Genomic DNA, 12874 nt, shown 5'->3' with positions numbered 1-12874 from the left:
AAGTTTAAAGAAGTAAATATTCCATTAATTCAAACAGTTAAATAACATTCAGCCAAAAGCGTCAGTATTAATTTGGGAAAATAATTCAACTTTTTGTGAGCTGATTTGACTGGTTAAGATGTAATGAAGTTGTCATTTTTATAGCGTAGTTTCGCCGAAAACAACCTTACAACACCTTTTAAAAAGTCGGCTAAATCAATGAAAAAAAGAGCTTTTTTACAGACTTACTATTCTTATGGCCTCGCTATAGCGATTGGCATTGGTTTACTAATTATCAGTGTGTGGGGAGACCTGAAACCTACCGTTGAAATTAGCTGGCTGGATGTCTTTTCAGAAGGGGGAATGGTCATTCTTGCCTTATTCTGGTTGGCGTTGTTATTACGCAGTCGACCGGCAGGCAGAGTGACCCAATTACTGGCACTCGGTTTATGTGCCATTGTGTTTTCATGGTCAATGGATGTGGCGGATGAATTTATCCGAATGCCATCGACACTTATCTGGCATAACTGGTTAGAAAGCTTACCTATCCCTATCGCATTAGTGCTGCTGAGTATTGGTATCTATCACTGGCATCAGGAAGAAATCGCCATCAGTGCACAAATGGTAAAACGTGAACGTTATTTTCGTGAGCACCGTTTATTCGACAAATTGATTCCAGTGGGTGGTGCGGCATATTTAAAGAAACAATTAAAACTCTCATTGGCTGAAAGTAAAAAACTCCAGCAACCGCTTGCCCTAATTGCCGTTGATCTGGATAACTTTAATATGATCAACCGACGCTATGGCGCAGAAGAAAGTGATCACATTTTGCAGCTGATTTGTCAGTTATTGCTGCTAAACCTGCGAGATGAAGACCTGATTTGCCGTTTAGCGGGTGATCGCTTTGTGGTGTTGTTACACAATACCTCTGAAAACGAAGCGCAGCAGATGAGCATGGATTTACAAAATGCTGTCGCCAGCTTTGCCTACCGAACCAGAGAACATCATCAACGGGTATTTCTTTCAGCCACTGTGGTCACCACCATGGCAAGAACTGATGATTCTGACTCGCTGATTAAACGTCTGAATCTTGAGATCAGCAAAACCAGACAACAACCGTCAAACGCCATTTAAGCAAATGACACCGCTGATCAAAACGCTTGGTTATGAAATAGACACGGCGTGCATTGCGACACATCATCAACCGGCTGTGCTGGTGGAGTTTGCCTTGTCACGTGAGGTGGATAGTCGGCAACTGTTGAGAAGCACCCGTATCCAACTCGAAGATTTCAGACTGGCTGAAAAACGCATCAGTCCAGATCAATACCTCACCTTAATCAGTAATTGCCGCAAACTCGTCAACGCGGATGACACCAGTTTTTTATATGGGCAACGCTTATGGCCGGGCTGTTTCGGTGCCGCGAGTCAGGCATTACAGCTGGTCAGTAATCTGCGTCAGGCGATAGAAATCATCTGTGAATTTCACGCCATTTTATCGCCGGTGTTTACCCCACGCTTTTATGCAAATGAACAAGAGCTATTTATATTCTGGCAAGACGCAACCGGCAGCGATGAACAACAGCAGTTTCTGCTTGAAACACACATGACCGCGTTCATCTCAATGGTGTCCTGGTTATCGAAAGAGAAAATGCCCTGGCATTTTGAATTCACCTATCCAGAACCCACCTATATCGAACAATACTGGGTAAATCTGGGGCAGGATCTGGCATTTAATCAACAAATGAATTGTATGCGGTTACCTATTGAGTTTCTCGATAAACCCTGGCCAAACGCCTCACAGCTCAGTATTCACGGCGCACTTAAAGAAACCCAGAAACAGCTGCTATCGCTGCACAGCTCGCAAAGCTTTATTGATCAGCTTTATGACTATATTCAAACGCATATCCGACAACCGCTTAATTTGGAAAAAGTCTCAGCCGCATTTGGCATCAGCCCCGCCTCAATGAAACGAAAATTGAAAAAGCACCACACCACCTTCCAGCAGCAAATCGACCTGGCACGAAAAAATACCGCCCTTTATCTGTTTCAGGTCAAACACTTCAATAACCAGCAAATCGCCGAATACCTTAGGTTCAATGATATGAACAATTACCGCCGAGCCTTTAAACGCTGGACGGGGCTGTCGCCGTATACCTTGTTCTGAGTTGTCACGCGGTTGGATCAGCTCACACCCCAATAAATTCATCCAGTAAATGACATTTGATTGTCACCTTAAATCTCGCGTATTTGTTATCCTTGCCAACTGCACAAAAAAAGAGCGTAAGGATGCCAATACCCGATTTTCAAACCGTGATGTTGCCGGTGATCTTGTGCCTGAAAAATGGCGCTGTGATTCATGCCAAAGAAATTCGTTCGCAGATTGCTGTGGATTTCAATATGACCGACGAAGAAAGGCAGGAATTACTGCCTTCGGGTAAGCAGACCGTGATCAACAACCGTATCGGTTGGGCCATCACTTATATGAAAAAAGCAGGGCTGATTAAATCGGCAGGAAAAGCCCAATATCAAATTACCGAACTGGGCAAAAATATTCTGGCGAGTCAGCCACAACGCATTGATGTGAAGTTTCTCAACCAATTTGAGAGTTTCAAAACCTTTCATCAATCTAAGCCAACCGATAAACCAGAAGATAACGAACTAGCCAAACCATTGTTTGATGCCGAAACACCGGACGATGTTCTCAATCAGGCTTATCAGGTGCTCAATAAAAACCTGGCTGAAGAGCTGATAGAAAACATCAAATCTCTGACCCCAGCTGCTTTTGAACAATTGGTTATCGAGTTAATGGTGGCTATGGGCTATGGCGGTGCTCGCAACGACGCCACATTGCAAACGCCCCTCAGTAATGACAACGGTATTGATGGCATTATCAATGAAGATAAACTCGGCCTCGACACCATCTACCTGCAAGCCAAAAAATGGGAAGACACTGTTCATCGTCCCGAAATCGACAAGTTTATTGGTGCATTAACCCGCCAGGGTGCTCGCAAAGGTGTATTTATCACTACCTCCGAATTCTCTCAAGGTGCCAAAGATGCTGCTCGCGGATTGAATATTTCAGTGGTGCTGATTGATGGTAAAACCCTCGCCAAGCTGATGATCGAATATGACCTTGGCGTTAGTATTCAGGAAACCTATCACGTGAAAACCATGGATTCGGATTATTTCGACCGTTTTTGAAAATGAAAAAATCTCTAAACATTTTTCAACTCAATTATCTCAGCAAGGATTGCTAATCATGAATGATCAACAAATACAGCTATACACTTCCCCAGATGGGAAAACACAACTTGAAGTGACCCAGGATGCAGAGACACTATGGTTAACGCAATCACAAATGGCCGAACTATTCGGTACAAAGCGACCTGCTATCACCAAGCATCTTGGCAATATTTTCAAAACTGGTGAATTGGATGAGAAAGTGGTGTGTTCCATTTTGGAACATACCACTGCACATGGCGCAATAGCAGGTAAAACACAAACAAATAAAATCAAGCATTACAACCTTGATGCCATTATCTCCGTGGGATATCGCGTTAATTCTAATCGTGCTACCCAATTTCGCATATGGGCTACGCAAACACTTAAACAATATCTTGTTGAAGGCTACACCCTCAATCAAAAACGCTTAAAAGAGCGTGGTATTGAGTTTGAGCAAGCACTTAACCTGCTTTCTCAAACATTAACCAATCAACAACTCATTAATGATGATGGGCAAGCAGTTATCAGCGTAATTAATGACTACGCACGAAGCTGGAGTTTGCTGCAAGGCTATGATGAGCAAAGTCTCAAAGCACAAAGTAATAAACAAGTCGATATGCAGGCATTGGTTTTGGATGACACACTCAAAGCCATAGAGCAGCTCAAGAAAGAACTCATCAGTAAAGGTGAAGCGACGGCGTTATTCGGACAGTTAAGAGGTGATGGTTTAGCCTCGGCGGTTGCAACCATTGAACAAGGTTTTGGTGATGAGCTGTTTTACCCTAATATTGCCAGCCGAGCAGCTAACTTACTGTATTTTGTTATCAAAAATCATCCATTAGCCGATGGCAATAAACGCACTGGATCATTTTTATTTCTCTGGTACTTGAGGATAAACCAACACTTACTTGCTAAACCAGTTGAGCAATTGATAAATGACAACACATTAGTTGCCTTAGCATTATTGGTCGCTGAGAGTAAGCCAGAACAAAAAGAACTGATGATTAGACTGGTCGAGCATTTTACTTTGCTCGCGAAATAACGGAACCCAAATGACTGAAGATCAAAAAAAGAAACTCGAACAAAAACTCTGGAATATCGCCAACGAACTACGTGGCAAGATGAATGCTGATGAATTCCGTGATTATTGCTTAGGGTTCATCTTCTATAAATACCTGTCTGAAAAACTACATACTTTTGCCAACGGCATTATGGCTGAGGATGGCATCGACTTTATGGCGATTGATGAAAACAGCCCACAAGGGCAGGAAATGCTTGAGGCCATCAGCGAAGAGTCGATTGAGGAATTGGGTTACTTTCTAAAACCGTCAGAACTGTTCACCAGCCTCGCCAAACGTGGCGCACATAAAGTAGAAGATGCCAACGCAGACGATGATGTGGTGGTAGATAACTTTATCCTCGACGATCTCAGCAAAGTATTAAACAGCATTGAACGCTCCACCATGGGAACCGAGAGTGAAGATGACTTTGATCACCTGTTTGAGGATCTGGATCTGACTTCAACCAAACTTGGCCGTACCGAAGATGCCAAAAATAAACTGATCGCTAAAATTCTGGTGCATCTCGACAACATCGATTTTGCCATCAGTGACAGCGAAAGTGACGTGTTAGGCGATGCCTACGAATACTTAATCGGCCAGTTTGCAGCCGGAGCCGGTAAAAAAGCCGGTGAGTTTTATACGCCACAGGCGGTTTCCACCATTCTGGCCAAGCTGGTCACAAATGGCAAAACCCGCTTGAAATCGGTCTATGACCCAACCTGTGGATCGGGTTCCTTGTTATTGCGTGTGTCCAAAGAAGTCGAGCATGTTGGTGACTTTTATGGCCAGGAAATGAACCGCACCACCTTTAACCTGGCACGGATGAATATGATTTTGCATGGCGTGCATTATCGTAACTTTGATTTAAAACAAGAAGACACGTTGGAACACCCACAGCACATCGATAAAAAGTTTGAAGCCGTGGTCGCCAATCCGCCTTTCTCGGCCAAATGGAGTGCCAGCAAACTGTTTGAAAGCGATGATCGCTTTGCCCGCTATGGCAAACTCGCACCGGGTTCCAAAGCCGACTTTGCCTTTGTACAACATATGCTTTATCAGCTTGAAGAAAACGGCATCATGGCTGTGGTGTTGCCGCATGGAGTGTTATTCCGTGGTGCAGCAGAGGGCCATATACGCCGTTACATTATTGAAGAAGGCAACTGGCTGGATGCGGTCATTGGGCTACCGGCCAATATCTTTTACGGCACCAGCATCCCCACCTGTATTCTGGTGCTGAAAAAATGCCGTGAACATCCCGATAATATTCTGTTTATTGATGCCAGCAATCACTTTGAAAAGGCCAAAAACCAGAATTATCTGCGACCAGAACATATTGAGAAAATCATCACGGCGTATCGTGAACGTAAGGATGAAGCAAAATACAGTCATGTAGCATCCCTAAGCGAAATCAGTGAAAACGACTACAATCTGAATATTCCGCGTTACGTCGATACCTTTGAAGAAGCTGAACCAGTTGATTTAGCAGCCGTAACGGCAGAGTTAAAAAAGCTGGATAGCGAGATGGTAGCATTGGATGAGAAGATTCAAAGCTTTTGTACTGAACTGGGTATTGAGACTCCGGTGTGATGATAACAACGAGCAAGAAATTAATACCAGAGCTTAGATTTCCAGAGTTTTCTAATCAATGGGTCGAAGAAAAAACATCTTATTTTTTAAAGCGAGTAAACAATCCAGTAAATGTTTTAAAGGATAAGGAATATCGAGAAATCGGTGTTCGTTCCCATGGTAAAGGGATATTTCATAAAAAAATAATTAACGGAAAAGAGCTTGGTGATAAACGTGTATTCTGGGTCGAAGTTCCAGCATTTTTAGTGAACATTGTCTTTGCATGGGAACAAGCTGTAGCTGTCACATCTTTAGCAGAAAAAGGTTTTATTGCATCACACAGATTTCCAATGTTTGTTCCTAACAATCAAAGGTCAGATCTTAATTTTGTTAAATATTTCTTTTTTAGACCTCGCGGAAAGTATTTGTTGGAACTTGCATCCCCTGGTGGCGCCGGTAGAAATAAGACTTTGGGGCAAAATGACTTTGCAAAGTTAAAAGTTGTTTTCCCTAAAATTGAAGAGCAGCAAAAAATCGCAGAATTTCTGAGTGCTGTGGATGACAAACTCACTAATCTGCGTCGTAAACACGAGCTGCTGGAAATTTATAAACGCGGTTTGATGCAACAACTTTTCTCACAACAGATTCGCTTTAAACAAGACGATGGTTCTGATTTTTCGGGTTGGGAAGTGTTCAAGCTAAAATTCATTTTTGAAAGAATTAAAAATGGCACTTCAACAGAGCAATTAGATGGTAGTGTTGGTGTAAAAATAACAAGAATTGAAACAATTTCCTCTGGTGAAATAGATTTATTGAAAGTGGGACATGCTAAATATAATGATAGTCTAAATGACTATAAGATGTGCAAAGGTGACATTCTTTTTAGCAATATAAATAGTGTTAAACAAATTGGGAAAGTAGCTTATTACAATATGGATGAAGATTTATATCATGGAATGAATTTGCTGCTTTTAAGAACTAGAAAAAAACTATTTAATCCAAGAATGATTTTTGAACTTCTTAAAACTTCAAAGTTAAAAAATAGATTTGAGAAAATTTGTAATAAAGCGGTTAATCAAGCAAGTATTAATCAAACTGAATTAGGTAAGGAAGAAGTTTTTATTCCGACAGATATTAATGAACAACAAAAAATTGCCGATTTTTTACAATCCATTGATAACAAAATCGAAGCAGTCGCCAAACAAATTACTCAACTTGATACCTTTAAAAAAGGCTTATTACAAAAGCTGTTTGTTTAACCGGAGAACGTGATGTCAGAAGATATTCGCTGGAAACAACGCCTCGATAACTGGAATCGGGCATTACAACAGTTAGATCGGTTTATGGCTTATGAAACCTTGAATGAACTGGAAGAGCAGGGTTTGATTCAAAGCTTTGAATACAATCATGAGCTGGCCTGGAATACGCAAAAGGATTTTCTGCAGGATCAAGGCTATGTGGATTTGTTTGGTTCAAAAAATGTGGCGCGTAAAGCCTTTGAAGTCGGGCTGATAACAAATGGCGAAGTCTGGCTGGATATGATTAAAAGCCGTAATCTGTCTTCGCATACTTATAACCGTGCAGTGGCACGTCAAATCGTCGATGCGATTGTTAACGACTACTATGCTGCATTAACCGAATTAAACCAAAAACTGAATAAACTGGCCGAGCAAGATACGTGACCAATTCTGTAGAGAACTCCTATGGTCTGAGTGCCCAAACCATCTCGGCGATTCACGCCGCTTTGGCAACCTTTCCCAGTATTCAATCAGCGGTGCTGTATGGCTCACGAGCCAAGGGAGATTATCGGCCCAATTCCGATATCGATCTGACTTTGCATGTAGATGCATCGGCCTCTGAGCATTTGCTGTTTGAGGTGATGGGGGCGATGGAAGAGCTGGATACGCCCTATAGCTTTGATATTTCGTTGTATCAGCATATTGATAATGACAATCTGAAAGATCATATCCAGCGAGTCGGTGTGGAGTTTTACAACGCAGCAAAATACCAACAGCAAACACAGCTTGTGAAACAGCAGTTGGGTACTAAAGACAAAGGTGCCCAATCCGAGGCACAGCTGGAAGCCGGGTTGGTCAATCGACTGGTCAGTCTGGGGTATGAACGGATAGTCATTGAAAGTGCACAAGCCCTAAAAGCCAACTTAAAACGTCAGTTGGAAATTCATAATTACGACGCGTTGAATGGACAGCCGCTCAGCGAGGCAGAATTTACTAAAGTTCTGAATCATCTGGATAAAGGCAACGTATTTCAGCGCGCCAAAACCTTACGGGATCGGTTTCAGTTTACCCGTGATGATGGCAGCAGTTGTTATCTGCAATTTATGAACACGGCACATTGGTGTCAGAACCAATATCAGGTGACGCATCAGGTCACGCAAATTGGTAAATATGAAAATCGTTATGACGTGACGTTATTGATCAACGGTTTGCCGTTGGTGCAAATCGAGTTGAAACGTCGTGGTATCGAACTGAAAGAAGCCTTTAATCAGATTAACCGTTACCAGCGGCATAGTTTCTGGACTGATAGCGGTTTGTTTAATTATGTGCAGCTATTTGTGATCTCTAATGGGGTGAATACCAAGTATTACGCCAATAATCGCAAACAGGATTTTAAACAGACGTTTTATTGGGCCGATGAGCAGAATAATCTGATTACTCAACTTGATGCCTTTGCCGATGTCTTTTTGGAGAAGTGCCATGTCTCCAAAATGATCAGCAAATATATTGTGCTGCACGAATCAGACAAAATTCTGATGGTGTTGCGACCGTATCAATATTACGCCGTCGAAGCGATTGAAAATCAGGTAAAAAACGGTCGAAAACACGGCTATATCTGGCACACCACCGGCAGCGGTAAAACACTGACCAGCTTTAAGGCCGCGCAGATCCTCACCAAATTGCCCAAGGTGTATAAAGTAGTGTTTGTGGTGGATCGGGCTGATCTGGATTATCAAACCACCCGTGAATTTAATTTTTTCAGTGAAGGCAGTGTGGATGGCACAGACAACACGGCGTCACTGGTCAAACAAATGGCCGGTGAAAATAAGCTGATTGTCACCACCATTCAAAAGCTCAACACTGCGATCAGTAAGCCTCGTCATGAAGCAGCGATGGAGGCATTACGTGATAAACGGGTGATCTTTATTTTTGATGAATGCCATCGCTCGCAGTTTGGTGAAACGCACAAGAATATCGTCAAGTTCTTTACCAAGGCGCAGATGTTTGGCTTTACCGGTACGCCGATATTTGTTGAAAACGCGACATCAAATGAACATGGCAAACGCACCACCAAGGATTTGTTTGGTGAGTGTTTGCATAAATATGTGATTACCAATGCCATCGCCGATGAAAATGTACTCAAATTTTCGGTGGAATATTGGGGCAAGCTGAAACGCAAAGACGGCAGCCTGATTGATGAGCAAGTCGATAAAATCAATAAAAAACAATTCTTTGAGAGTGACGCCCGTATAGAAGGCGTAGTGGATTGGATTATTGCCAACCATAACCGTAAAACCCATAACAAACAGTTTTCGGCAATGCTTTGTGTCAGCAATAAAGACATGCTGATCAAATATTACGAGACGTTTAAACGTAAAAAAGCTGCTGGTGAGCATGATTTACGTGTGGTGACGATATTTACCTATGCCGCCAATGAAGAAGATGAAGATGCCAATGGGCTGATTGGTGAACCGGATTTTGATATCAAAACCGATGATCCCAAAACCCGTCACACACGTGAAAAGCTGGAAAGCTATGTGGCCGACTATAACGCGATGTACCACACCCAACACTCGGTAAAAGACAGCAAAGCGTTTTATATCTATTACAAAGATATCGCCAAGCGCATAAAAGAGCGTGATAAGGAAAGCTTTCAGGATAAGGACCGTGCCGATATTCTGCTGGTGGTGAATATGTTTCTCACTGGTTTTGATGCCAAAAAGCTCAATACCCTGTATGTCGATAAAAATCTCAAATATCACGGTCTAATCCAGGCTTTCTCACGTACCAACCGTATTTTGGGCGAGCTGAAATCACAAGGTAATATCGTCTGCTTCCGTAATTTGAAAGACAACACCGATGAAGCGATAAAACTGTTTTGTGATACCAATGCCAATGAAGATATTTTGATGGAACCGTATCCATTTTATGTCGAACGGTTTAATCACGAACTTGAGCAGGTATTGGCGTTGGCAAACACACCAGATGCGGTTAATGATCTGAAAAGTGAAGATGCTCAATTCGCTTTTGTACAAGCCTTCCGGCAGTTATTACGCACCTTGAATAAACTGAAACCCTTCACCGATTTTACATGGTCGGATTTGCAGCTGGATGAGCAGACTTTTGAAGATTTCAAAAGCAAATATCTGGATATTTATGATCGCTCGCATGATAACGAACCGGGCGCGTCCATTCTCGAAGAAGTCGATTTTGAACTGGAACTGATTCACCGTGATGAAGTGAATGTCGCCTATATTCTTAAACTGCTGGGCGATATTCAGGCCAGCAAAACTAAATCAGGCAACCAAGCCGATGCGGATAAAGCGCGTCAGGATGTCATGAGCTTATTGGATAAAGAAGTCCAGCTGCGCAGTAAACGTGAACTGATTGAAAAGTTTATGCAGGAATATATGCCGCAGATTACGCCGGAACAGGATTTGACCGAAATCTTCGCGGGCTTTTGGCATAAAGAAAAACGGCAGGCGGTCCATGCACTATGTGAACGCGAACAGCTGAATAAAGATGCCGTATATCGCATGATTGATGACTATAACTTTACCGGCAAAGATCCGTTGCGGGATCAAGTGTTCTCTGCACTGAACTATCAGCCAAAACTGATGGAACGTAAACGTATTTACACTCGTATTCTCAAAGAATTCAAAGACATCATTGAAGCCTTTGAAGATCACACTGGCAGTATTGGTGTCGGCGAAGATTCAGCGGATTATGATGCCACTACCTTACGGTCGCTGGCACATCCCATTGGGGATCAAGTGATCTTTTTTACCGATGAAGTCAAAACCGCTCGGCAAGCAACTGAGTTGGCCCGTTTTGTTATTCATACCGATCAACCCTATGAGCAAGGTATTGCTAGTTTGAGTATTTACCCCGAGGGCGGTGAACTGCTTGGCCGCGGGGTGATTAATCAGGCGATTCTGACTGAGTATTTTCAGCTGACCAGTGAGTTTCAAATGCTGTTAACACAATATGAACTGGATTTCAGCCAGCCGGAAAACGCACAACAAGGCACCTTGTTCTGGTCGCTTAGCGAAGCCCGTCAAGGCAGCACGATTCTGGAATTTGTGTTGAATGTGTGGGGCTATAGCACGGCTGTTGGCGAAGCCATATTTGAATTTCTCAATGCCTGCGGCGGCGCGGCGGCCGGTTTGTATGTGCTACGCGAAACGATCCGTGAAAAATATTCAACTACCCAAAAAGGTACAGATGCTGAAGCAGAAACTTCCATTATTATCAGTGAAAATATCGAAGCCGAATTAGCCAAAATCAAACGTGACAGAGAATAAAATCCAGACCACTTTTTAGACTTGATCTCGTTCCCACGCTCCTGCGTGGGAATGTTTTTTCTGGGTTGAAGCGGTTTCCCACGGAGGACCGTGGGAAACCGCCGGAATTAGCTAAACAACTTAGCGTGACTGCATCCGCTCAATTGTGGTGGTCAATACGCGTTTCATTTTATCGGTCGCGCCGGTAAAGGCTTGTTTGATGCTCGCGGCGTCATGGGTGACCACGTTGGGCTGGTGACCTTCTATCCGAGCTTCGATCAGACAACGAATATCATCCGCACCACCCCGGTTCTCACTGTTTTGATCGCTTAGATGTACTTCGACACGAGTGACGTGTTCATCGAATCGTTGCAGAGAATGTTGTAACTCCTCACGAATAGAGTCGGTGAGCGTGTCATCGCCTGGAATATGGCGATCGGTATTAACCTGAATTTGCATGCAACCTCCATTGAGTGAAATAAAACGTTTGCCATTCTGTGACAATAACGATTATGAAACATTCCGCTGGTTACTACATCTGGAATGATCAGAGCACCGTAAAAAACTCGTTCCCACGCTCCTGCGTGGGAATGTAAATGGGGTTATTCAACCCAGTTTGATACTATGTTTCGGCTTTTATTCTTGATAGTCCATACCTATGCCACACATTCTGCTCGACAAAATGCACCTTCCTATTATTCAGGCGGCTATCAATCTGGGTGATTGGCTGCTTAGTCTGGAAGCCCTTTCAGATCAGGATAAAACTGCCATTAAAGCTGTGCAGGACGCACTGCAAAAATTGCCGGAAATGGACGATGATATTTTGGCGATGTATGGATTCAGCTTTGAACGTGGCGATGCCGATGATGGATTAGTTCGGGGCTGGGATATCTCACTGGAATATAATGCCAATGATCCCAGCCAGCAGGGCGGATTAGAGCTTTTCAGTTCGTATATTCCACTTCCAGACACGACGGACCCAGCGATATTAGCTGAAAAGAAACAGCGCGAAGTGTATTTCCATTGGCCGGTTGGGGACATCTGTCGTTTTATCAGGGCGGAACAGGCTCAGCAATGGATTGATGATGTTAGTCAACCGTTGCAGTTTATCGAGGCGGGTGATCGGCTGCGGATTGAGGTTGTGTATCAGAACTTTTATGCAGAGCATGAATATCCGCTGATTTAAGCTATTTTCAATCAACATTTTGTTTTTCAGATAATGAGTATTACGTTATGACCATCGGTTTGAATCCAGGTTATTTATCGTTGGATTCCGTTAGCTGAGGGTTAGGGCTTGTTTCTCTTTCAGCTCACAACCCGTAGGGCTGGGACTATTTTTGCGGCTACTGCGTTATATTAAATATATCTCTGTATTCACGATCAGCTAAGTTGTTCAAATATTTGACAATCACTTATATGGGAAAGCTGCGGGGAGCTTTCCACCTTGCTAGACTCAAAAATAGCCGTCAGCAATGGTGGATATGAAAGTTCAATAGACTCCAGTTTTTTATGATTTTGCTGGGCG

10 protein-coding genes are annotated in these 12874 nt (G+C 43.0%); 9 read left to right on the top strand and 1 reads right to left on the bottom strand.

Going from position 1 to position 12874, the window contains the following annotated elements:
* Positions 1-198 precede the first annotated feature (198 nt).
* From Q7A_RS10530 to Q7A_RS10495, 8 genes are all read left to right on the top strand, one after another.
* Positions 199-1113: a GGDEF domain-containing protein gene (locus Q7A_RS10530; protein WP_014707342.1), complete on the top strand. Its 915-nt coding sequence runs from the start codon at positions 199-201 to the stop codon at positions 1111-1113.
* A gap of 4 nt (positions 1114-1117) precedes the next feature.
* A complete protein-coding gene (locus tag Q7A_RS10525; protein ID WP_014707341.1) occupies positions 1118-2143 on the top strand; it encodes an AraC family transcriptional regulator in 1026 nt (341 codons plus the stop codon).
* Positions 2144-2265: 122 nt separating this feature from the next.
* Positions 2266-3180, top strand: coding sequence for a restriction endonuclease (locus Q7A_RS10520; RefSeq protein ID WP_014707340.1), 915 nt, complete (start codon positions 2266-2268; stop codon positions 3178-3180).
* Positions 3181-3238: 58 nt separating this feature from the next.
* On the top strand, positions 3239-4243 hold the full coding sequence (gene rhuM / locus Q7A_RS10515) for a RhuM family protein (protein ID WP_014707339.1): 1005 nt from the start codon (positions 3239-3241) through the stop codon (positions 4241-4243).
* 10 nt (positions 4244-4253) lie between these two features.
* On the top strand, positions 4254-5849 hold the full coding sequence (locus Q7A_RS10510; protein WP_014707338.1) for a type I restriction-modification system subunit M: 1596 nt from the start codon (positions 4254-4256) through the stop codon (positions 5847-5849).
* Entirely contained in the window at positions 5849-7087 is a 1239-nt protein-coding gene (locus Q7A_RS10505) for a restriction endonuclease subunit S (RefSeq protein WP_014707337.1), read from the top strand. The genes Q7A_RS10510 and Q7A_RS10505 overlap by 1 nt, the downstream gene beginning before the upstream one ends.
* A gap of 12 nt (positions 7088-7099) precedes the next feature.
* Positions 7100-7510, top strand: a complete 411-nt coding sequence (locus Q7A_RS10500) for a nucleotidyltransferase substrate binding protein (RefSeq protein WP_014707336.1) — start codon at positions 7100-7102, stop codon at positions 7508-7510.
* Positions 7507-11370: a type I restriction endonuclease subunit R, EcoR124 family gene (locus Q7A_RS10495; protein WP_014707335.1), complete on the top strand. Its 3864-nt coding sequence runs from the start codon at positions 7507-7509 to the stop codon at positions 11368-11370. Before Q7A_RS10500 ends, Q7A_RS10495 begins: the two co-directional genes overlap by 4 nt.
* A 120-nt stretch (positions 11371-11490) precedes the next feature.
* On the opposite strand, the gene Q7A_RS10490 is transcribed toward Q7A_RS10495, so the two are convergent.
* Complete coding sequence (locus Q7A_RS10490) at positions 11491-11808, bottom strand: HPF/RaiA family ribosome-associated protein (protein WP_014707334.1); 318 nt, start codon at positions 11806-11808, stop codon at positions 11491-11493.
* 199 nt (positions 11809-12007) lie between these two features.
* Here Q7A_RS10490 and Q7A_RS10485 point away from each other — a divergent pair, with 199 nt between their 5' ends.
* Positions 12008-12535, top strand: a complete 528-nt coding sequence (locus tag Q7A_RS10485; RefSeq protein WP_014707333.1) for a hypothetical protein — start codon at positions 12008-12010, stop codon at positions 12533-12535.
* Positions 12536-12874 lie beyond the last annotated feature (339 nt).

This window comes from Methylophaga nitratireducenticrescens (genome assembly GCF_000260985.4).
GTDB lineage: Bacteria > Pseudomonadota > Gammaproteobacteria > Nitrosococcales > Methylophagaceae > Methylophaga > Methylophaga nitratireducenticrescens.
Note: the sequence above shows the minus strand (reverse complement) of the source record. Positions and strands in the feature narration are given on the sequence as shown.

What these genes read in the sequence shown, in the direction of transcription:
- Q7A_RS10530 (WP_014707342.1), top strand. Translation starts at nt 199, where the DNA reads ATGAAAAAAAGAGCTTTTTTACAGACTTACTATTCTTATGGCCTCGCT.
- Q7A_RS10525 (WP_014707341.1), top strand. Translation starts at nt 1,118, where the DNA reads ATGACACCGCTGATCAAAACGCTTGGTTATGAAATAGACACGGCGTGC.
- Q7A_RS10520 (WP_014707340.1), top strand. Translation starts at nt 2,266, where the DNA reads ATGCCAATACCCGATTTTCAAACCGTGATGTTGCCGGTGATCTTGTGC.
- rhuM (WP_014707339.1), top strand. Translation starts at nt 3,239, where the DNA reads ATGAATGATCAACAAATACAGCTATACACTTCCCCAGATGGGAAAACA.
- Q7A_RS10510 (WP_014707338.1), top strand. Translation starts at nt 4,254, where the DNA reads ATGACTGAAGATCAAAAAAAGAAACTCGAACAAAAACTCTGGAATATC.
- Q7A_RS10505 (WP_014707337.1), top strand. Translation starts at nt 5,849, where the DNA reads ATGATAACAACGAGCAAGAAATTAATACCAGAGCTTAGATTTCCAGAG.
- Q7A_RS10500 (WP_014707336.1), top strand. Translation starts at nt 7,100, where the DNA reads ATGTCAGAAGATATTCGCTGGAAACAACGCCTCGATAACTGGAATCGG.
- Q7A_RS10490 (WP_014707334.1), bottom strand. Translation starts at nt 11,808, where the DNA reads ATGCAAATTCAGGTTAATACCGATCGCCATATTCCAGGCGATGACACG.
- Q7A_RS10485 (WP_014707333.1), top strand. Translation starts at nt 12,008, where the DNA reads ATGCCACACATTCTGCTCGACAAAATGCACCTTCCTATTATTCAGGCG.